21 protein-coding genes and 1 other annotated feature are annotated in these 22,202 nt (G+C 36.7%); of the genes, 6 read left to right on the top strand and 15 right to left on the bottom strand.

Annotation, left to right across the window (positions count from 1 at the left end):
* The first annotated feature begins 74 nt into the window (after nucleotides 1-74).
* Nucleotides 75-479 (top strand): pyridoxamine 5'-phosphate oxidase family protein, encoded by a 405-nt coding sequence (locus ACVWNY_RS00315; protein ID WP_218327128.1) that lies wholly within the window; start codon nucleotides 75-77, stop codon nucleotides 477-479.
* A 72-nt stretch (nucleotides 480-551) separates the two neighbouring features.
* Complete coding sequence (gene gloA2 / locus ACVWNY_RS00310; RefSeq protein ID WP_218327129.1) at nucleotides 552-938, top strand: SMU1112c/YaeR family gloxylase I-like metalloprotein; 387 nt, start codon at nucleotides 552-554, stop codon at nucleotides 936-938.
* Nucleotides 939-1,079: 141 nt separating this feature from the next.
* Here the strand turns inward: gloA2 and ACVWNY_RS00305 are convergent, their stop codons facing one another.
* Nucleotides 1,080-1,469: a hypothetical protein gene (locus ACVWNY_RS00305; RefSeq protein WP_218327130.1), complete on the bottom strand. Its 390-nt coding sequence runs from the start codon at nucleotides 1,467-1,469 to the stop codon at nucleotides 1,080-1,082.
* A gap of 322 nt (nucleotides 1,470-1,791) precedes the next feature.
* Nucleotides 1,792-2,012, top strand: a binding site (T-box leader).
* 54 nt (nucleotides 2,013-2,066) lie between these two features.
* Here ACVWNY_RS00305 and ACVWNY_RS00300 point away from each other — a divergent pair.
* Nucleotides 2,067-3,197, top strand: a complete 1,131-nt coding sequence (locus ACVWNY_RS00300) for a 5-methyltetrahydropteroyltriglutamate--homocysteine S-methyltransferase (RefSeq protein WP_218327131.1) — start codon at nucleotides 2,067-2,069, stop codon at nucleotides 3,195-3,197.
* A gap of 37 nt (nucleotides 3,198-3,234) precedes the next feature.
* Here the strand turns inward: ACVWNY_RS00300 and ACVWNY_RS00295 are convergent, their stop codons facing one another.
* From ACVWNY_RS00295 to rplM, 14 genes are all read right to left on the bottom strand, one after another.
* Nucleotides 3,235-4,035: a TraX family protein gene (locus tag ACVWNY_RS00295; RefSeq protein ID WP_218327132.1), complete on the bottom strand. Its 801-nt coding sequence runs from the start codon at nucleotides 4,033-4,035 to the stop codon at nucleotides 3,235-3,237.
* A gap of 129 nt (nucleotides 4,036-4,164) precedes the next feature.
* Nucleotides 4,165-6,813: an HAD-IC family P-type ATPase gene (locus ACVWNY_RS00290; RefSeq protein ID WP_218327133.1), complete on the bottom strand. Its 2,649-nt coding sequence runs from the start codon at nucleotides 6,811-6,813 to the stop codon at nucleotides 4,165-4,167.
* Nucleotides 6,814-7,073: 260 nt separating this feature from the next.
* A complete protein-coding gene (locus ACVWNY_RS00285; RefSeq protein WP_454071488.1) occupies nucleotides 7,074-7,895 on the bottom strand; it encodes a metallophosphoesterase in 822 nt (273 codons plus the stop codon).
* On the bottom strand, nucleotides 7,892-8,035 hold the full coding sequence (locus ACVWNY_RS00280; protein ID WP_218327135.1) for a hypothetical protein: 144 nt from the start codon (nucleotides 8,033-8,035) through the stop codon (nucleotides 7,892-7,894). Before ACVWNY_RS00280 ends, ACVWNY_RS00285 begins: the two co-directional genes overlap by 4 nt.
* 77 nt (nucleotides 8,036-8,112) lie before the next feature.
* Complete coding sequence (locus tag ACVWNY_RS00275) at nucleotides 8,113-9,471, bottom strand: ATP-binding protein (RefSeq protein WP_454071487.1); 1,359 nt, start codon at nucleotides 9,469-9,471, stop codon at nucleotides 8,113-8,115.
* The gene (locus ACVWNY_RS00270; RefSeq protein ID WP_454071486.1) at nucleotides 9,452-10,099 is read right to left on the bottom strand and encodes a response regulator transcription factor; all 648 of its coding nucleotides are present in this window, start codon (nucleotides 10,097-10,099) and stop codon (nucleotides 9,452-9,454) included. The genes ACVWNY_RS00275 and ACVWNY_RS00270 overlap by 20 nt, the downstream gene beginning before the upstream one ends.
* A gap of 109 nt (nucleotides 10,100-10,208) precedes the next feature.
* Nucleotides 10,209-11,087: a phytoene/squalene synthase family protein gene (locus tag ACVWNY_RS00265; protein ID WP_454071485.1), complete on the bottom strand. Its 879-nt coding sequence runs from the start codon at nucleotides 11,085-11,087 to the stop codon at nucleotides 10,209-10,211.
* Nucleotides 11,077-12,564 (bottom strand): phytoene desaturase family protein, encoded by a 1,488-nt coding sequence (locus ACVWNY_RS00260; RefSeq protein ID WP_454071484.1) that lies wholly within the window; start codon nucleotides 12,562-12,564, stop codon nucleotides 11,077-11,079. The genes ACVWNY_RS00265 and ACVWNY_RS00260 overlap by 11 nt, the downstream gene beginning before the upstream one ends.
* Nucleotides 12,565-12,749: 185 nt before the next feature.
* Nucleotides 12,750-14,426 (bottom strand): metallophosphoesterase family protein, encoded by a 1,677-nt coding sequence (locus ACVWNY_RS00255; protein ID WP_454071483.1) that lies wholly within the window; start codon nucleotides 14,424-14,426, stop codon nucleotides 12,750-12,752.
* A gap of 65 nt (nucleotides 14,427-14,491) precedes the next feature.
* Nucleotides 14,492-14,758 carry a hypothetical protein gene (locus ACVWNY_RS00250; RefSeq protein WP_454071482.1) on the bottom strand — a complete coding sequence of 89 codons (267 nt, stop codon included), beginning with the start codon at nucleotides 14,756-14,758 and terminating at the stop codon, nucleotides 14,492-14,494.
* 174 nt (nucleotides 14,759-14,932) lie between these two features.
* On the bottom strand, nucleotides 14,933-16,273 hold the full coding sequence (locus ACVWNY_RS00245; protein WP_454071481.1) for a peptide MFS transporter: 1,341 nt from the start codon (nucleotides 16,271-16,273) through the stop codon (nucleotides 14,933-14,935).
* A 33-nt stretch (nucleotides 16,274-16,306) separates the two neighbouring features.
* Nucleotides 16,307-17,107 carry a glucose 1-dehydrogenase gene (locus tag ACVWNY_RS00240; protein WP_218327141.1) on the bottom strand — a complete coding sequence of 267 codons (801 nt, stop codon included), beginning with the start codon at nucleotides 17,105-17,107 and terminating at the stop codon, nucleotides 16,307-16,309.
* 238 nt (nucleotides 17,108-17,345) lie between these two features.
* Nucleotides 17,346-17,738 carry a 30S ribosomal protein S9 gene (gene rpsI, locus ACVWNY_RS00235; protein WP_218327142.1) on the bottom strand — a complete coding sequence of 131 codons (393 nt, stop codon included), beginning with the start codon at nucleotides 17,736-17,738 and terminating at the stop codon, nucleotides 17,346-17,348.
* 13 nt (nucleotides 17,739-17,751) lie between these two features.
* Nucleotides 17,752-18,198 carry a 50S ribosomal protein L13 gene (gene rplM, locus ACVWNY_RS00230; protein ID WP_343214734.1) on the bottom strand — a complete coding sequence of 149 codons (447 nt, stop codon included), beginning with the start codon at nucleotides 18,196-18,198 and terminating at the stop codon, nucleotides 17,752-17,754.
* Between the two features lie 335 nt (nucleotides 18,199-18,533).
* On the opposite strand from rplM, the gene ACVWNY_RS00225 reads away from it, so the two are divergent.
* From ACVWNY_RS00225 to ACVWNY_RS00215, 3 genes are all read left to right on the top strand, one after another.
* Nucleotides 18,534-19,742 carry an argininosuccinate synthase gene (locus ACVWNY_RS00225; RefSeq protein WP_218327144.1) on the top strand — a complete coding sequence of 403 codons (1,209 nt, stop codon included), beginning with the start codon at nucleotides 18,534-18,536 and terminating at the stop codon, nucleotides 19,740-19,742.
* Between the two features lie 254 nt (nucleotides 19,743-19,996).
* Complete coding sequence (argH, locus tag ACVWNY_RS00220) at nucleotides 19,997-21,367, top strand: argininosuccinate lyase (RefSeq protein WP_438719119.1); 1,371 nt, start codon at nucleotides 19,997-19,999, stop codon at nucleotides 21,365-21,367.
* 73 nt (nucleotides 21,368-21,440) lie between these two features.
* Nucleotides 21,441-22,163 carry a hypothetical protein gene (locus ACVWNY_RS00215; protein ID WP_218327146.1) on the top strand — a complete coding sequence of 241 codons (723 nt, stop codon included), beginning with the start codon at nucleotides 21,441-21,443 and terminating at the stop codon, nucleotides 22,161-22,163.
* The last annotated feature ends 39 nt before the right edge of the window (nucleotides 22,164-22,202 follow it).

Genomic DNA, 22,202 nt, shown 5'->3' with positions numbered 1-22,202 from the left:
ATTTTCGAGCCGCATTTTTTCCAAAAATTTCATGAAAGTGCTAGTATACAGTCATCATAAAGGAGACGATATTTTTGGCTACACTTACACAAGAAATGAAAGATATGATTGGCGCTCAATTAAGTTTTATTGCAACAACTGATGCAACAGGTTATCCTCAAATTGGTCCTAAAGGTACCTTACGTGTTTTAGATGACCATCATTTGATTTATAACGAACACACTGGCAAACAAGCTTGGCAAAATGTTCAAGTCAATCCGCGAGTAGTTGTTGCGACAGTTGATCATCCTAAATTTAAAGGCTTCCGTTTTGAAGGTCCGGTAGAAATTCATACAGATGATGAAATTTTTGCTGCCGCAAAAAAATTCGCAGCTGATTCAGGGCATTTACCTGAACCCAAAGCAGCGATTGTTGTCGACATTACCAAAATTTATTTGTTAGATGCTGGTCCACACGCCGGAGATTTGATTGAAGGCTAAATAGCGGTACACTAGACGTAGACGATCTTAATCGTTTGCGTCTTTTTATTTCATTTAGAAAAGAGGAATTTCATGAAAAATTTTACGACAATTCACCATGTGGCAATTATTGCTTCTGATTACAAAAAAACCAAACAATTTTACGGCGAAATATTATCGTTGCCACTGATTAGAGAACATTATCGAAAAGACCGCAACGACTACAAATTGGATTATCAACTAGACAACGGTGCAGAATTAGAAATATTTGTAGTCGAAAATCCGCCAAAACGTCCTAGTTTTCCTGAAGCTAGTGGTTTACGGCATTTGGCATTTAAAACTGAAAATATCGAAGCTGCCGTTGCATATTTAGAGGAAAAAGATGTTCGTTGTGAGCCTTTGAGAGTGGATGATTTTACTGAAGAGAAGATGACTTTCTTTTTTGATCCTGATGGCTTACCGCTGGAATTACACGAATAAAAAAAGGATGCCCGCCAGTCGGGGAACTGGTGGGCTAGGAGTTAAAAATGAAAAAAAGTGTTAGGGTTTGTTTGTTGGTATGCTTATATATTAATCACAAATTGTGAATATCTTATGAATAAAACTAGGAAATCTTGGGGTTTATTTATAAAGATAAGTTCCTGCTTGTTGCGGAACCACTTCCATATGCCAGCTGAAAATTTGTTGTCCACTATTTTGTGGTGTACCGCCGCCATTGACTGCCGCTGATATAATTTCACCTCTTTCAACGAATGGGTGCAGATAATGATTAAAAGCTTCTTCTAGGGGTGAATTTTTTGTCACACCGACACTCGATTGACTACCTTGACGGTGACTAGAAATATTAAATAGTGGTAGCTCTTTAGTCTCTTGATTTAAAAAATCTTGCATCGCCAGAACTGCTTGATCTAATTTTTGATTTAAGGCTGGTGAAAAATCTTCACTAATAAATTGGATCGTCAAGGGTAAATTGGTTTGCTGAATCACAGCTACTTTATATTTATATGTCATATACATCACCTTTCTTTGTTGTATTCTATTAAACACGAACTTCAAGAATAATTTTTAATCAAAGATAGGGGATTATATGAATGATTGTTTAAGAAAAGGTAAGCAAGTCAATTAAGACAAAAGGATGCCCGCCAGTCGGGGAACTGGCGGGCTAGGAGTTAAAAATGAAAAAATATAGGGTTGTTTGTTGGTATGCATTTATAATAGTCGGAAAATGTGACGAAGTGATGAATAAAATAGGTAAAAAATAGAAAGTTTATTCGACGAAAAATCGGAATTGACAATTTTTTATTTAAGAGTAGAATGATAAAAACATTAAAATTTATAACTGATGACGAGGAAAGTAAATTTTTGACTTGCTTAAGAGAAGCTCTGGTTGGTGCAAAGAGTCAGCAAAAAAAAGATTGAAAATGGCCTCTGAAGTTTTTTTGGCGATAAGTAGTCAAAAACGTCTGGTCTGCGCTAACAGACCGCTGATTGATTGATCAGGCAGAGGGGATTTTTCCCGAACAAAGGTGGTAACACGATATTTTCGTCCTTTTACTAGAAATAGTAAGAGGACTTTTTTTATTTTAAAAACAGAAAAGAGGAATTTATATGACAAAACAAACTATTCCATTCACCGTTGACCATGTAGGTAGTTTTTTACGTCCCCAAGCAATTCACGCGGCCCGTCGACAAGTAAAAGCTGGCGCCTTATCAAAAGAAGAGCTACGAGAAATTGAAGATGCTGCCATTTTAGAATTAGTCGCGCAACAAAAAGCCGCTGGCATAAAAGGGATTACTGATGGTGAATTTCGTCGTGGTTTTTGGCACATTGATTTTCTAGAAAATTTAAATGGTGTGACTGGTTACGTGCCAGAAACTGGCTACAATCAAACTTTTAAAGGCAAAGCAGCCCCTTCTTACAATATTCGGGTCACTGGACCGATTTCCTTTAACCAAGAGCATCCATTTTTAGCAGATTTTGTTTTCTTAAAAAAAGCAGTAGAAACAGATGGTGAACATTTGGCAAAAGCGACCATCCCTAGTCCGACAATGATTCTACGCCAAGAATTATTAGCCAATGATGGTTCCGGTAAAATCCATGAAATCTATCCGAATTTAACCGATTTTTACACTGATTTAGCCACAACTTACCAATCAGCTATCCAAGCTTTTTATGCTTTAGGTTGTCGTTATTTACAATTTGATGATACTAACTGGGCCTTTTTAGCTGATGCTAATAAGCGGAATGAGTTAACGGAAAAAGGCATCAATCCCGATGAAATTGCTGATATTTGTCGTGATATTATTAATCAAGCATTGGCGAATAAACCGGAAGATTTAACAATCACCACTCATATTTGTCGCGGCAATCACGCTTCCTCTTGGCTGTTTTCTGGTGGTTACGAACCAATTGCGGAAGCTTTATTTGCTACAAATTATGATGGCTTCTTTTTAGAATACGATAGCGATCGCTCTGGTGATTTTTCACCTTTACGCCATTGGCACAATCCCGACAGTAAAGTGGTTTTAGGCTTGGTGACTTCAAAATTCCCTGAACTAGAAGACCGACAAGCGATTGAAGCCCGAATTAATGAAGCAACTGAATTTATTCCATTGGAAAATTTAAGTATCAGCCCCCAATGCGGCTTTGCTTCGACTGAAGAAGGCAACCATTTAACAAATGAAGAACAATGGGCTAAAATTCAACTATTACAAGAAATTGCCAAAGATATTTGGTAAGCAAAAACAGCTTGAGGACAACACCTCAAGCTGTTTTTTATCTTTGAATAAAGTAACTGATCAAAGCAAAAATGAAAATGTGGGCAGGATAGAAAATGTAAAAGAAATTCCGCATACTTTTACCTTTTGTTCCGTCATATAAAATAATCGGAATTGCAGAAAGTAGCATCATCCATTGATAATTATCCGTAAAAGGATTGCCCCCGCCAGCAAAATATGAAATCGCCGCAATCACAACTAAACTCAAGACTTGCCAGATTTTCTTACCGTGGAATAAATAAAACAATACTGCTAATAAAACAAATAAAAAGCCGCCTTCAGCTAATAATAAGCTTGGTAAAAGAAATCCTGAAAGTAGTGCAATCCAGTTGACGATCGCTGAACTTCCACCAGTAAAAGCTCCTAATAACGGTAACACACTAGTTAAAATTGGTAATAAAAATAAACCAATGCCACTTAAAATATCTTTACTGGCTTTATTTTTAACACCTGATTTCAAAAATTCAATACTTTGCATATAAATTGTACCGACTAACAAGGTGCCAAAAATATTATTAATCACAATCGCATTACCTATTGCAAAATATGTATTTAAAATCCAATCACCAACACTCATAATCCAGAAGCCGATTAACAAACGAAACATATATTTTTTTCGATTACTAGTATGGATAAATCCTTCTGAGCTTTCAAATAAGAAAAGCGGTGCTGCGATTCGACCAATCCAATGAAACCACAATGGAATGCCTAAAAATGAGAAAAACTGTCCCAAATGATCGAAGACCATCGTAATAACACCGATGACTTTAATTTGAAACCCATTTACTTTTGTCTTCATATAAATCCCCTTTTATCTTTTTTTCTATCTTAAATGAAATTCTTTTTTACGACCATCGAGACAGCTAACAACCGTCTTACATTTTTGTTCGCAAAAAAGACTATCCAAAAATTCGGATAGTCCTATCTGTTATTTTCTTTTTAAACGAATCATTTTATCAATTTCAGTGATAACTAAAATAATCACACCAGAAGCAATCGCAATCCCCCAAGCAGTCCATGACATACTTGCTGTATGGAAAGCCTGCTGCATAAATGGCACGTAGGTTAACAACAGCTGCAAGATCAGCATAATCCCAATAATCAAAAATGCTTTCGGATTACTAAAAAAGGACTTCGATATCACTGGTTGACTGGTACGAATATTAAATAGATAGAAAATTTTACTCAAGACAACAATATTTACCATCATCGTGCTAGCCACGACTTGACTGACTCCTTGATCCAATAGCCAATCATGAGCGACTATACTGATTAAAGCCATAATCACTGAGACATAAGCCATCTGCCAAATATCATGACGATTCAACAAACTACTACCGGTTTTTCGTGGTTTACGTTTCATTAAGCCAGCTTCTGCCGGTTCGAAAATAAAGGCAAACTGAATAGTGATTGCCGATACCATGTTAATCCATAATAATTGAGTGGGTTGTAAAGGCATCTCTTTTTGCATCAAAATTGTAAAAGCAATAATCAACCCTTCAGCAAAGGAAGTAGGCAATAAAAATAAAATACTTTTCTTAATATTGTCATAAATCCGTCGCCCTTCACGAATCGCCACCGACATTGTCCCAAAATTATCATCAGTCAAAATCATATCGGCGGAATCTTTGGCTACGTCAGTCCCTTTCATCCCCATTGCTACACCGATGTCCGCCCGTTTTAAAGCTGGCGCATCGTTGACTCCGTCACCAGTCATGGCAGTTACCTTGCCGCTATCTTGGAGGGCTTCAACGATATCCATTTTATTTTTTGGCGTGGTGCGGGCAAAAACTTGATTATTTAAAACCGCTTGTTTAAAATCTTCACCGGTTAATTCATCTAATTCGCCGCCAGTAATGACTTTAATTTTAGGCGCCAATCCTAATTTTTCACCGATTGCCTTAGCAGTTAAAGGATGGTCACCGGTAATCATTTTGACTGCAACACCAGCATCGTTCATTTCTTTCAAAGCTGGAATAACTTCTTCTCGTGGCGGATCGATAATTCCAGCGACACCGATTAGACAAATCCCTGCTTCTAATAATTCATGGGTAATTTCCGTCACACTGGCTGGCATTTTTTGGTAGCCAACCGCCACTACCCGTTTGCCTTCTGCCGATAAATCAGTGACATGTTTTTGCCAATAATTCTTATCAAAATCACTTTCTGATTCTTCCGCCATCACAAATAATTTATCTGGCGAGCCTTTGATAAATAAGATTTTTTCACCTGCAGGATTTTCGACTAATTTTGCCATGTAACGATAATCGGAATCAAATGGCAGCATGTCAATCTCTTGATATTCAGGTGCGTCACAGCCTAATGCTTTATAATATAAAGTTAAAAATGAGCCATCAGTTGGTTCACCATTGATTTGCCAGCGTCCGTCTTCTTCTACCAAAACTGTATCATTGGCTTCATAACCAGCCTCAAGAAAAAGTTTTAGTTGTTGGCTGATTGTCGCTTTTTGACCTTCTTGCAAAATTTCACCGGTTGGCTGATAACCATCACCAGATACTTGATAATGACAATCGCGGAAAATAATATCTTTAACAGTCATTTCATTTTTTGTCAGCGTACCAGTCTTATCAGTAGCTACTACGTCAACTGAACCTAATGTTTCAACTGCCGGTAAAGTTTTAACAATTGTGTGTTTATTTTTTGCCATGTCACTAACACCCATTGCTAAAACCACTGAGGTTGTTGCTGGTAATCCTTCTGGAATTGAACCAACAATCATTGTCACTACCGCTAATGATAAAACGGAAAGTGAATAAGTTTTCAAAAACAAACTCACAATAAACAATACAATCGCAACACCCATAATCACATAGGTAATCCCTTTTCCTAAATCATCAATTTCTTGCATCAATGGCGTTTTACGATCATCAGCATTATTGACTTCAGTGGAAATTTTCCCGATCTCCGTTTGAGCGCCGACAGCAACTACAACACCCTCACCACTACCAGAAGTGACTGAAGTCGAAGCAAACGCCAAATTATTTTGCTCAGCTAAGGGAGTTTCACTATTTTCCAACGCTTCGATTTCTTTTTCAACGGAATCGGGTTCACCTGTCAACGCTGATTCCTGAATGCGTAGATTATCAGCCTCAACAATTCTCAAATCTGCCGGCACATTGTCCCCAGCTTCTAAGAAGACAACATCGCCTACAACAATGTCTTCTGCTGGCACATCGGTTCGAATGCCTTCACGATAAACCGTTGCCTCTGCTGACATCATTTCCTTAATTCGTTCTAATGCGTCAGAGGCGTTGGCTTCTTGGAAATAACCAATCAAAGCATTGACGATGACTACAATAGCAATAATCATCGCATCAGAACGGTGCCCCATGATTAACGTTAACAACGCTGAAATCATCAAAATATAAATAATCATATTGTTAAACTGTCGTAAAAACAAACGCCATTTTGGTGTTTTTTTACTTTCAATTTTGTTGGGACCATATTTGGCCAATTGTTCTTTGACTTGTTGTTCTGACAAACCTTCTGTTAACTCATTAATCTGATATTTTTCTAAAGTTTCTTCTACAGTTAATTGAAAATCTTTTTTATTCATGTGTCTCTCCATCCTATTTTTTAAATTCAAACAAACAAAATAAGCCCCTTAAACCACACTTGATAAAAGTGCCGATTAACGCGCCAAAGCCTGTTTATTCACGTAAAAAATAAGTTAAAGCTACTAAGATTTTCTGCTCACCGTCGGGGGAGTCACTACTCATGATTTTACCACCTCCAAATTTTTTTGATGACTAAATCATAACAGCAGTTCTGGCCAAATGTCAAATTCAGAGAAAACATTTTAACAAAATGCTCTCTCTAAAAAGTAATCTCAAACACCGAAATTTCTGGTATCACACCAAAACGGGCATGCACTGAGGTCGTACCAATTCCAGTGTTAACATACAGTTTGGTGCCGTCAGCTAAAGTATACAAACCACGAGTATACTTTTTGGCTAACACATTGGTAACTTGATAAAAAGGTAACCAAACTTGTCCACCATGACTGTGTCCAGCTAAAACTAACTGGGTATCCGTTCCAATAAAATCATCCGCCACGTCTGGTTCGTGAGTCAATAAAATCGAATAATCGACTTGCGAACGATAACTTAATGTAGCATCGACTGATGGATTTCCTAACAACGAATCATCCAATCCGCCAATAAAAACTTGCTTCCCATTCACATCAATCGTTTCGCCATCATTTTGCAAGACAGTAAAATCGGCACTATTCATCACATAACGATAAATATTGGCAGCCCCTCCGCCATAATCATGATTGCCCCAGACAGCATACTTACCAATTGTTGCTTGCATATTTTTCAGCTGTTGAATAATTTCTGTTTCATTGGCATATTGACTGTAATTATCAAATAAATCACCGGTAAAAACAATGATATCTGGCTTTTTTTGATTTACTTTATCGACAATTTTGGTTAAACGATTGGCTTGATAACTTTCTGAAACTTGAATATCTGATAACTGCAGAACTTTTAATTCAGTCTTCGCTTCCCCGTAAGACAAAGGAATATGATGAACCACTGATAACCGAGGTTCAATTTTAAAAGCGTAAATCGGAATGAATACGACGATTAAAAAAAGTAACAGTAGGATTTTTTTGATTATTTTTCTTGTCTTCATTTATTTCTCCCGACTGGCACGATCGTCCCAATGTTTTCAGCTAATTTTTGATAAAGGATCACAATTGATAATCCGATAGTCACAGTTAAAGCGATCGCTAGTATTTTAATAATTAATTGTCTTTTTTGTTTGTTGGTCATGTTGTCATCTCCTCTTTAAAAAGAATAAAGAAGAAATGTGCAAAACTTGTGCAAAAAAAGAAGCAATGTCAAAAACATTACTTCAAAGGTAGTTTTATTACTGCAATAAATTGATTGTCTGCTTGCCTTAATTCCAACTGTCCACCTAAAGCGACCAAAGCTTCTTGGACAATCGACAAACCTAAACCTGTTCCAGCTAGATGCTGATTACGAGAAGTTTCTCCTACCACAAAAGGATCTGCTAAATGCGCCAACAGCTCAGCTTCAAGATTATTGGCATTATTCTTGAAGGTTACATAGTAAGCCCCGTTTTTTTCTTTGCCACTAATTTCCAATCTTTTATCTAAACTATATTTCATACCATTCGTAATCAAATTCAATAAAATAATTCGCAACAATTCTAGATTCGTTGTTAACTGACAATCTGCAATCTTTACCGTAAATTGAAATTTCGGATCAATTTTCTGGGCTTGTTGGATTTCTTGCAGGATTACTGGCTGAATCGCTACTTCAGTCATCGTTAAGGCTTCTTTCTCCTGTTGACTAAAGTTAAGTATTTGGCCAACCAGTTGATTCATTTGGTGAATCTGCTGATCTAAATCAGCTAAAAAAGTTGGACTAGTGATACCCATTTTTTCACTATCCACCAGTAGCTGCATTACCGACATGGGAGTTTTAATTTCATGAGCTAAATTACCGGCAAAATTTTTTAATTGCTGATTGCGTTTTAGTAGGCTGGTTTCATGTTGTTGCAGTGATTGATTCATTTGATTAATTGACTGACTTAACAATTTTAACTCATTGGTTTCTTCCACTGGGGTTTCCGCAAAATCTAGTTGCGAGATTTGACTCGTCCGCTGAACCAACCGATTAACCGGTTGAATGATTTGTTTGCGGACAATCAAGTACAATAAACCACTTAAAATCAATAAAAACAATACGACAGCCAATAAAACCAACGGTAACATAATACTCAATGCCTGACGGAAATTGGGAATACTTGTCCCCACCAAATACAAGGTTTGCCCTTTGTGGAAATAACGAGTATAAAAATCGGTTCCTTGGCGGCTTTGATTATACAATCGTTGCACCGCTTCTTGTTGGGTCAACTTCGCTAAAGAAGCTTGATCCACCCAAAATTTATTTAAAGAAATACCTTGTCGCTGTAATTTAAAGCTGATCGCATCATTCAAATCCGTCTCTGAAAAAGATTGATATTCCGGTATTTTGACAATTATGACAGCGGAATCCAGCTGAGCCTCTTGATTATTTTGAATCATTTTTTCGGCTGTTTTTACCGGCTGTTCCATCTTCCAATAATAATAGGTAGGGAAAAGATAGCGATAGAATAAACCAAAAACTGCCAACATCAAAACAAAGACTACTAAAATGCGCTTCATCAATGCCACCGTCAAACTATTTTTCGGGAATTTCAAAACGATACCCCCTGCCGTAAACTGTTTGAATCAGGTCTTTACCGAACTTGTCCCGCAAAATCCGCACAAAACTATCAACCGTTCTTACGTCATTTTCATTATCCATGCCCCAGACCGCTAATAGAATTTGTTCTCGTGATAAGACTAGCGCTTGATTTTGATAAAAATAGTAAAGCAATTCATATTCTTTTTTACTCAACTTTATTTCTTGATCTTCAAATAAAACTTGCTGCTTATCAGGAACCACAACCAATTTCTGGTTAGGAGCTTGACCTAAAATACCTAGTAATTTTGCAACCCGCGCTAATAAAACTTCTGCATGAAAAGGTTTGGCTAAATAGTCGTCTACACCCGATACTAGGGCTTCAACTTCATCATTGGGTAAATTTTTAGCCGTCAGCATCAAAATTTTGATGGTTGTTTCTTGTTTCATTTGTTTTGCTGCCGTCAAACCGCTGATTTTTGGCATCATCCAATCCATGATGACCAAATCAAATTTTGTTTGATAAAAATAATCCAATGCCTCTTCACCATCCCGTGCTTCCACCACTTGATAACCTTGATGTAGTAAAATACGACTAATGAGCTGACGCATCTGATCTTGATCTTCACATAATAATATTTTCATTTTTTTCCTCGTATCATTAATTATCCGCTTATTTTATCGGATTTTTATTCCAGTAGATAGTCCTTTTACAAAAAAATAAAAACCTTCTCGCTCTTGAGAAGGTTTTGACTTAAATAACTTGATCCATTTGCTGCAAAGTCTCTTTGACTTCACCTAGCAACTGTAATTTTCGGATTTTGCTAACAGCTTGTCGTTGCTTTAACATGGCATAATCTTTTTCGCGAATTACTGACAATTGTTCGCGATAAATCATTGCTGCGGCCAATAAAGCTGGTCGACAATCAGCATCGATTAACGGCATCATCACTAGAGAATCATCATATAGAGTTTCGGCATAATTAGCCAATTCTTCCCAGACAGTTACTAAAGCTTGCGTTGGTTTGCTATTGTTAAACATCTTTTCCGTTACGCCAAAAGCCGCTAACTGATCTTGCGGTAAATAAATTCGGCCCATCTGATAATCCTCACCAATATCTCGTAAAATATTGGTAATCTGCATAGCTTCACCTAATTTTTTCGCTGGTTCTTGAATCTCAGCTGCATGACTAGAAAGAATTGGCAACAGCATCAAACCTACGCTACCGGCAACATAATAACAATATTCTGTTAGCTCAGCTAAATCTTTCGGTTGCTTAAAATCAATGTCTCTTCTTTGACCAGCAATCATGTCATAAAAGGGTTGAATATCCATCGGAAAAGTCGCAAAAACAACCGCTAAAGCCCGCCAAATGGGGTCATCAGCTACTATCCCATTTTCAAAATCAACTAATTGATCAGCTAATACTTGCAATTGGACTTCATCTTGCGCCAAATCAATCAAATCATCGGCCCGTCGACAAAATGCGTAAACCGCATAAACACTTTGGGCTTTTTCTTTAGGTAATTGGGAAAAAGCTGTGTAAAAAGTTTTCGAATGTTTTTTGATAACTGTCTCGCAATAGGTAAAATCTTGTTTGTGGGCGCTAAAATCGGTTGAATTATTCTTCATCCTTTAACAACTCCTCTACTGCTAATTTGGCACTTTGCATCACAATCGGCACGCCAGCACCAGGATGGGTACTACTACCACAGAAATATAAGTTTTCCGCGTAGGCAAATTTATTATGGGGACGATAATAATTACTTTGCTTCAAAGTTGGTTTCAAGCCAAAAGTGGCGCCATTATACGCATTGAAATTTTCCTTAAAATCATCAGGCGTGTAATACGATTCTGAAATAATATGTTGATCAATATCGGTAAAATCGGTTTTAGTTTTGATTTTCGCAATAACTTTGTCTCGATATTTCGCCACGGCTTCATCTGACCAATCATCATATTTCGACAATTCTGGTACCGGAACCAAGACATACAAACCCTCTTGATTTTCAGGTGCTAAACTCTTATCCATTTTAGAAGGTCGGTATAAATAAAACGAAGGATCTTCTGGTAAATGACCTAGCTCAAATAAATCATCAACATTTTGTTTAAAATCATCAGCAAAATAAATACTGTGGAGATTTTTGCCTGCATATTCTTTATCCAAACCTAAATACAACAAGAAACAAGAACAAGAATATTCCATTTGCTGAATTTTTTTATCAGTATATTTACCGCGTTTTTTCTCGTCAGGAATCAATTTCTCCATCGCATAAGGAAAATCAGCTCCACAAACTACCGCATCCGCTGAAATTTTTTCACCATTTACTTTTACCCCAGTCGTTTTTTTATCTTCGATTACAATTTCTTCTATCGGAGTATTGTAATGAATCGTGCCGCCTAATTCCGTCAATAATTTTGCCAATGAGGTCGCTAAAGTGAACATGCCACCTTTAATAAAATAAACGCCATAAAATAATTCAATCATGGGAATAATGGTATAAAGTGACGGACCTTGATACGGCGAAACACCAATATATAACGTTTGAAAAGCCAATGACTTTCGTAGCCGTTCATCTTTTACAAACTTAGAAATTGAACTATATGCATCGTTAAAAGTCCGTAATTTCAAACCCGACCATAAAGATTTCGGATTATAAAAATCCCAAACACTACGAAATGATTTATTAATAAAAGCATCTTTGGCAATAATATAACGTTTATATATATCTGCTAAAAAGGCAAAATAACCTTGCGCATCTTCTTCTGAAATACTTTCCAACGTCTTCGTCAATTCCACCAAATCATTGGATAAAGTCAACGGTTCTTCTTGGGAAAAATATAGTTTCAACATCGGCTCCACTTTTTCCATCGGAATATAATCATCTGGATTGACGCCAGCAAAAGTAAAGACCTCTTGATAAATGTCCGGCATCATAACAATCGTCGGACCTACGTCAAAAGTAAAGCCATCTTTTTTAATTTGATTCATTTTGCCGCCAGGTTGACTATCTTTTTCAAACAATTCCACTTGATAGCCTAATTTTTGCAAACGAACCGCTGCACTAAGCCCCGCTACTCCTGCACCAACCACGATTATTTTTTTCATTTTTTTCGAACTCCTTAAAAATTTATCATTTGATTAAAATTATAGCAGTTTTCATCAATATTGTTTGTTTTACTGCTCTAAAAGAACTTTTTGAAAAAAGAAAAAATACCTAATCACAAACCGAAAGATTGTGGTTAGGCACTTTATCACTTTTTTTTATGGTATAGAATTTCTGATTGTATATTTTATTTAAATAATTTTGAAGCCAATAGATTTTTCAACTCAAAGCCAGTATTCATCTTCGAATAAATTGAACACACTACAAATAAATCCTTGTCAGCAAATTTTACAATCTTATAACGCCCAGAAGAAGCGGGAATATGATGATGTCCATGAATTGCACCGATAATCTGATAATCGGCAAATAATTGTTCAATCGCCGGATCCGAGCAAGTATAATCTTGATTGTAAGCCTCACTAGTCGCTGAAAGCATACTCAACTCATTAAACAACGGCGCATGAGAAACAATCACCGTCGGAATTTGATGATCTTCTGCCAATAATTGCTGCAATGTTTCCAGAATAAACTTCTGCTGCTCCTTCTTGCGATCAACCAACGAAACTGGAATCGTTAAACCAATATAACGTGTCCCTTCATGAATCACGCTGCTATTATGTAACACCGCCATTTGCGGAAATCTATTTTCAAGCTCAGTTTTTACTACCTGATAAAACGCATGATTTCCCGTCGGCAATAAATACCACGCTTCATCAGGATCAATTAAAAGCTGTTTGAACCACATATAATTTTTAAATGGCTGCCACTTTTCAGCCGTTGGATCTTCATTTAAAACATCGACAATATCATGATGTCCAATCAGATAAATCCCGCGGATCGCTCTATCTGTCACTTGTGAATCAGAACTATCACCAACTAAAATATTAAAATGCTGATTACTAAAAGGCAATTTGCCATCTGTTGCGTGAATATCAGAAACAACATTTATCAGATTGGTATTTTCAGTCTCATGAACATTTTCAAAATGAGTGGTTAATTCATCTGGATGAACACCATGAGCAATATAGTTTTCCCGCACTCTAGCTAGTTCAGCACCATATTCTGAGCGTAACAATGGTTTGGTGTTAACCTTTGGTACTTGATTTTCACCAACAATTGACCGTTGCAGTTCCTGCGGCAATAAAGCCAATGCAGAAGAAATGTCCGAATCAAAAGTCAATAATTGCTGCTGCTTCCCTTCACTTTGCGCTTCGGTAGCCAACAACTGGACACTTTTCCCATCGGTCATCAATGGTAACGACTGGGTCAACTGAACCACAAAATTCAAATACTCTGCCAAATAACCAGCAATCCCCGTCTTCACATTCTCACTAAATAAAAACTTCCCAGCCAAGTTCGCCGACAGCGGGCCCGTCTCATCATGCTGCAACAAACGCCCCAGAATCTGAATCTCCAACAAAGGATTATCCAAAATAGCCTGATACGCCTCAATCACTTCAGGCGAATCAGCCTCAACTCTTTTTCCCGTCACTTGAAAAATACTCAACGATAAATATTTCTCCAAATTTTTCTTGTGAGACACAACATATTTCCGCACTTCCTCCGGATAAAGCAAATACTGAATCGCTCCTCGCTGAATATAATTTCTCGCTGTATCATAAGGAATCGCCGAATACACCAAATCCCCCCTTGAAGAAATAGCCAAACTGTTTTCCCGCACATTACAAGTCAGTTGAAAATAATCATTTTTAAATAATGTCTTGTTGACGGGACGACGAGCGTTCTCTGGATAGAGGGCGAAACGGGTGGTGAGTTCGGGTGGAAGAAGTTGGATTATTTCAGATGGGAGGAAAGGAGATATATTCCTTTTTATTAAAGCATCGTTTGGTTTTTTTGAGTTCATTAGGTGATCTCCTTTACTAGTCATTCAATAATAACGATCATCTGGAAAAAAATTTTCCAATTAGTTTAAAAATAGCATTGAACAATTTCTTCAACATTTGATTTAAAACAGTGTCTCTCAGAATGTTTCATTTGTGCTTTGAACCAGTTGCTTATTTCTGGGATATTTTTAGCATCATATTCATCAAATAACTCTTCCCAAATTTCTAATAGTAAAATGCCAATTTCAAAAAGCTCGCCTTCCTCATCTTCGATATCAATAAATCCGATTTCATTTAAGCATGAGAATACTGAATTCAAATTAATTACGTTTATGTAGGTGTTTTCTTCCAATCAAAATAGGTTCTTCGATTAATACTATTTTACTACATCAATAAATCAAAAAACACCTAGCTTATAAGCTAAGTGTCAGTAGTTGATACCCATAATACAATGATCATATAAAAACTGTTTTATTTTTGATCAATCAGCAGTTTCGTGAAATGCAACCTAAACCCTTCCTAATTCCTAGTCACCAGATTCTAATCTATCTAGTTTTTTACTGCCAAACCATAAAATAATTCCAAATAAAATCACTACAACTCCTACTATTCCGTAGTTTCTTTGGAATAAAATTGGATTATTCGTCTCTATTAATGAATATATTTTAGGATATATCATCGTAGAGAAGAAAACTGCTACTGGCCAAAAACCTAATAAAAATCCCATCAGTTTTGCTGGGGCCAATTTGGTTATAAAGGCGTTCCCTAAAGGAGAAAAAACCATTTCACTGATTGAGAATAACAATCCAATTATCACAAACCAACCAAAAGAAGCATTCCCATTTCCAATTAAATCTGCAACAACCATGACTACGTAAATTAAACCTGCAAAAATTAAACCTAATGCAGTTTTTTTGAACATACTTATATCACCTTTTGGACGATTTGCCATCTTCGTCCAAAACCGTCCTATTATGGGACCCATGATTATACATCCTAATGCATTTATGGAGTCAACATAAGATGTTGGGACTTGGAAACCTAAAATAATCCAATTTGCTCGCTCCAAAAATCCTGGCCCATCTCCATAACCGAAATAGTAATATACAGGCATAAAAGCCATATACCAAACTGCCCAAAAAACGATCGATAGTAATGTCACTAAAACAATTGCTAATATTCTTTTCTTATCCCCATAAGACAAAGAGGCTTGATCATTATTATTTTTTCCTGCAGAATCATATTTTCTTTGATCTATTTTAAATGGGTATTTACCTGCATCACCTAATGATTTCATATTTAAAATAAACCATAGCGCATCAATAAAAAGAATGATGGCACAGACTAAAAATACTAGATTATATCCGATTACTGGAATTAATAATACTAAAAATGTTGTTCCAATAAACATACCTATGTTTACGAATGAATATTGAATTGAAAAAGCTTCGTTCAGCTCTTTTTCATCATTAAACAACAAAGCATTAACTCCAGATAAATTCCCTTTAAATAGTCCTGTGCCTACAGAAACAAACGCAATCATTAACCAAACCATCGACAAAGAGTTAGCTTGCCATGTAAATAAATATCCGACACCCATTAAAATCATTCCTATAGCTACACACAATCGAGGGCTTATCCAATAATCGGCTAACCAACCACCTAGCATCGGAGTTATATAAGTCATCGCTACGAAAGCGCCGGAAACAGCAGCGCCTTCTGCCGTAGTCAATCCTAACCCTCCAGCACTGACTTTTACAGCAATCCATATCGCTAACATATATTTAACTGTATAAAATGATATTCTTTCAAAAGAGAAACCTAAAGAACATACATAGAATCCAAACGGTTTTTTTATAATTTCCACCTTCTAACTCTTAGAATTTAAATTTTAGATTAATTATGATCCTGCATTTAAAATGCCAAAAGTTTCAGGTATAGTACTACCACCATCAATTACAATACCCTCTCCTGTTATATATGATGATTTATCTGATGCAAGAAATGCTGCTAGATTCCCGATGTCATCAATCGTCGCAAGTCTCTTTAATGGCACTGGTTCAGCCATATCTTTCAAAGCACTTTCTGGATCATCTGGTCTACTAATCTTTGCAGATCTTTCAGCCATTGGTGTTCTTACGTATCCAGGCATGATTGCATTAACAGTTATTTGATATTTAGCAGCTTCCACAGCTAACGCTCTTGTAAAACCTAAAATTCCTGATTTTGTTAGAGAATACGCACACATTCCTTCATCGCAAACGATTGGACCTGTTACTGATGAAGTATTTATAATACGTCCATATTTTTGTTCTTTCATATATTTATAAACGGCTTGTGTCATGTTCCAAACACCATAGATATTCACACCGAATATAAAATCTGTAACATCTTCTGTTTGATCTTCAAACTTGGCTCTTTTGTTTACTCCGGCATTATTGTGCAATATATCTATTTTCTTATATTTCTTAATTATTCTTTCGATAGTCTCCTCAACGTTACTCTTATTTCTAACATCAACAATCATACCTTCAGCTTTGTATCCATCCTTCATGATTTTTTCAGCACTGGAGAAAACGTTCTCATTAATGTCTAAAAGAATCACTGTTGCGCCATCTTCAGCCATCATTCGTGCACTTCCATAACCTATTCCCGATGCCCCTCCTGTAATAACTGCAATTTTATTTTCTAAATTCTTCATACAAACTCTCCTTTTCTTATTTGTAAGTTATTTCACAATACAACTTATTATACATCTTTATTATCATATATCAATAATAATCAATTTTTTCATATATATATATTTCGTAAATTTATCTCAGTCAATATATATATAAACATTATTTACATGCAAGAATAATCAAAATTAATTTAAGCAAAAAAAGACGCTTCGCAAAATGAATTGCGAAACGCCTGAAATTGTCGATATATAAAATATATTAACGTTTTGAAAACTGACTTGCTTTACGGGCTTTTTTAAGACCTGGTTTTTTACGTTCAACCATACGTGAGTCACGTGTAAGTAAGCCAGCGCGTTTTAAAGGTGTACGGAAATCAGGATCTACTTCTAATAAAGCACGAGAGATACCGTGACGGATTGCTCCGGCTTGGCCTCCGTAGCCTCCACCGTTTACGTTTACGAAAACATCGTATGAACCAGTTGTTTCAGTAATGCCAAATGGTTGGTTGATTACTAAACGTAGGTCAGCATGTGGGATGTATTCTTCAACGTCTTTTTTGTTTACAGTAATTTTGCCAGTTCCTGGTACTAAACGTACGCGAGCAACTGCATTTTTACGACGGCCTGTGCCGCTATATTGTACTTGTGCCAATGAAATTCCCTCCTTAAATTAAGTTTGTAATGTCTAATACTTCTGGTTGTTGCGCTGCATGTGGGTGTTCTGCGCCACCGTATACATGAAGCTTCATGCCTTGAGCACGGCCTAAAGTGTTTTTAGGTAACATGCCTTTTACAGAAGTTTCGATCAAACGACGAGAATTTTTAGCACGCAATTCTCCAGCTGTAACAGATTTTAATCCGCCTGGATACATTGAGTGACGGTAATAAACTTTATCATTTGCTTTATTACCTGTTAATTTTACTTTGTCTGCATTGATGACAATTATAAAGTCACCTGTGTCAATGTGTGGTGTGAATGTTGGTTTATTTTTTCCACGTAGCATTGATGCAACTACTGTTGATAGACGTCCCATAGGAACATCTGTTGCGTCTACTACGTACCATTTACGTTCTACTTCGCCTGGCTTAGCCATATATGTTGTACGCACGATTTCTTCCTCCAATTTCAGTTTCGAATGTTTGACAAACACTTGAGTTTCCGGGGCTCTCATGGGGCAAACAATACCATTTACCATAATACTTGCGAAAGTGCGCCATGTCAATCTTTTTCTCAGCTAAATAAAAATAAATATTCTCATTCATTTCCCATCTCTTCTATTGTATAAAAAATTTCTTGTTCGACGAAAATGAATAAACAAACACAAAAACAAAACTTTTTTGCATAAATATTTAAAAAGTGCTTGCGTTTTGTATTTTATGGTGCTAATATAACTACATCGCAAAGATGAAAATTGCATGAAATTTATTAACAAGGGAGAAATGCAGGATGAAAGAAAAAGTAATTTTAGCTTACTCAGGTGGATTAGACACCTCCGTATCAATTAAATGGTTAGTCGACGAAGGTTATGATGTGGTGGCTTGTTGCCTAGACATCGGTGAAGGTCGGGATACTGAATTTATTAAACAAAAGGCTTTACAAGTTGGCGCGTCTGCCTCTTATGCGATTGACGCTAGAGAAGAATTCTCACAAGATTTTGTTTTGATTGCTTTACAAGGCAATACTTATTACGAAAACTCTTACCCATTGGTTTCAGCTTTATCACGGCCGCTAATTTCTAAAAAATTAGTAGAATTAGCTCATGAGACTGGCGCAACAACAATTGCTCATGGTTGTACGGGTAAAGGAAATGACCAAGTACGGTTTGAAGTATCAATCCAAGCGTTAGATCCTAATTTAAAAATTATCGCACCTGTTCGGGAATGGAAATGGTCTCGGGAAGAAGAAATTAATTATGCCGCTGAAAAAGGTGTGCCAATTCCTGCTGACTTAGACAATCCTTATTCAATCGACCAAAACTTATGGGGGCGGGCTTGTGAATGTGGTGTGCTAGAAGATCCTTGGGCAACGCCGCCAAAAGGTGCTTACGATATCACTGCTGAATTAGAAGACACACCAGATGTTCCTTCTATAGTAGAGATTACTTTTGAAAAAGGTGTGCCAACTGAATTAAATGGTCAAAAAATGTTGTTGTCTGATTTAATCATGGAATTAAATGCAGAAGCTGGTAAACACGGCATTGGTCGGATTGATCATATCGAAAACCGGTTAGTCGGCATCAAATCACGGGAAGTTTACGAATGTCCTGGAGCGGAAGTTTTATTGAAGGCTCATAAAGAATTAGAAGATTTAACTTTTGTACGGGAAATGGCTCACTTCAAACCAGTGATTGAGCAACAATTATCACAAATGATTTATGATGGTTTGTGGTTCAACCCGATTATGGATTCATTGATTGCTTTCTTGAAAAAATCACAAGAAGTTGTAAATGGTACTTTGAGAGTGAAATTGTTTAAAGGCAACGTGATTGTTGAAGGACGGAAATCTCCAAACAGCTTATACAATGAAAACTTGGCAACTTATACTTCTGCTGACACATTCGATCAAGAAGCAGCGATTGGTTTCATTAAATTATGGGGTCTGCCAACAAAAGTGAATGCTGAAGTGCAAGCTGAAAGCAAACAACCAACTGTTTAAAATTTGAAAAATGCGGGTGTACTTGATGTGAGGTAGCTTTTACTTGCCGGTAAATAATGCTATCCGGTACACATCGCCATTGCTCTAGGCGAGTTTCTTTTCCCTGTAAGGAAATAAGGAAACCAGCAATGTTTTTTTCATCCTGAGGTATCTTTATGATGCCTCCTCCCTAAAAAATGAAGAGAATTTATGATAAAATCAAGAAAAAGGCCGCTGAGACGGTCTTTTTTGCTAAAAAAATGACGAGGTGAATTATGGCAAAACTTTGGGGCGGTCGTTTCGACGGCAAAAACGAAGCTTGGATTGATGCATTTGGCGCATCGATTCCTTTTGATCAAAAATTAGCCAAACAAGATATTATCGGCAGTCTAGCCCACGTAAAAATGCTAGGCGCAACTGGTATCATTACCACTGAAGAAGCATCTGAAATTACCAAAGGGTTAAATATCTTAGCTGAAAAAGTAGCGAATAACGAAGTCACTTTTACCATCGAAAACGAAGACATTCATTTAAACTTAGAAAAAATGTTAACTGACGAAATTGGCCTTGTCGCGGGGAAACTTCATACTGCCCGTTCACGTAATGACCAAGTAGCAACTGATATGCATTTATATTTGAAGGAACACGTACAAGACATCATCGAAAAAATGACTGATTTCCGAAGAGTTTTAGTGGAAAAAGCCGAGGAACATGTGGAAACCATCATGCCTGGTTATACCCACCTGCAACATGCCCAGCCGATTTCTTTTGGTCATCATTTGATGGCTTATTACGGAATGCTTAGTCGCGACCAAGCTCGTCTAGAAGAAAGCTTGAAGCGGATTGATCTGTCTCCTTTAGGTTCAGCAGCTTTAGCCGGAACAACTTTTCCGATTGATCGCTTTATGACAACAGAGGAATTGGGTTTCGCGGCACCATATAACAATAGTTTAGATGGTGTAAGCGACCGAGATTTTATCTTGGAATTTTTAAGTAACAGCTCGATTTTAATGATGCATCTTTCGCGGTTTTGTGAGGAAATCATTTTATGGTGTAGTAATGAGTTTAAATTTGTAGAATTAACCGATACTTTTTCTACTGGAAGCTCGATTATGCCTCAGAAAAAAAATCCTGATATGGCTGAATTAATTCGAGGAAAAAGCGGCCGGGTCTTTGGTGATTTGATTGGTTTATTGACTGTCATGAAAGGTTTGCCGCTAGCTTATAACAAAGATTTGCAAGAAGATAAAGAAGGCATGTTTGATACCGTCCATACTGTGGCAACCAGTTTAGAAATCATGACTGGAATGATTGCAACTATGTCTGTCAATACTATTCACATGGCCGAATCAACAGAAAAAGATTTCTCAAATGCGACTGAATTAGCTGATTATTTAGCTACTCGTGGGATTCCATTCCGTCAAGCCCATGAAATTGTCGGCAAATTAGTCTTAGATTGCACGCAAAAAGGCATTTATCTACAAGATGTGCCGTTGGAAGAATACCAAGCGATTACGCCGTTAATCGAAGTTGATATTTATGATACTTTAGCGTCTAAAACAGCGGTCATCCGTCGTCATTCTTTTGGCGGAACAGGTTTTGATCAGGTCAAAGCTCAAATTGACTTAGCAAAAAAAGAATTATAATTTTATTTCCCAGCGGTTTTTTACCGTTGGGATTTTTTTGCGTATATTTTTTGAGAAGGGACTGAGACGAACTATGGACAACTGGTCAAAAAAAATCACTAAAACACAAAATCATCTAGATCGCATAGGTATCACTACGATCGAAATTCATCTGCAAACGGATATTCTTAATCAAGCCATCCGAGTAAAAAGTATTTATGATCTTTCTCGCTTATTACACAAACAAGAATTCATTTATAAAATACAATATTTTGTTAAACCACGTGAAGTCTATGTCACACAAAATCATCAGCAAGCAATTCCAAAAATTTATTTAGAAATTTTAACTAAAAATATCTCTGAATATAATCAGGCCGTGGAAGCATTTGACTTTAATTTACCGATAAAAGTAGATTATCTTTGTAATGTTGAAAATAAATGGTTTTTATATCGAATCATTCATCCAACAGAATTTAAGCTAGGCGGCATTGTCTTGCAAGAATGGATGGGTCAGCTTGATCAGCAAGCACCACAGATATCGATTGAATTGGCTTGCCAAATTGAAGCAAAACTCAAATCGGTCTTCTTTTCAATGAAAGAAGAAGCTGACTATATCACCACCACTAGAAAAAATAAACGCACAAAATTTGTCAAAGAATTTTTAGATGATGCATATATTGATGAAGATCTTAAGGAATTGCGGAATTTTCTTTATCGAAGTCATGGTGAAATTAAAACGATTGATGCGCTATGCCATATGATAAAAGCAGACCATGCTAAAAATAACCGCCGAAAAACAAAAGTAAATTTTCAGTAATCTCAGTATTTCGCGTACCTTTATCTAAAGGGGGCAAAT

Source organism: Enterococcus sp. JNUCC 77, from assembly GCF_054819945.1.
Note: the sequence above shows the minus strand (reverse complement) of the source record. Positions and strands in the feature narration are given on the sequence as shown.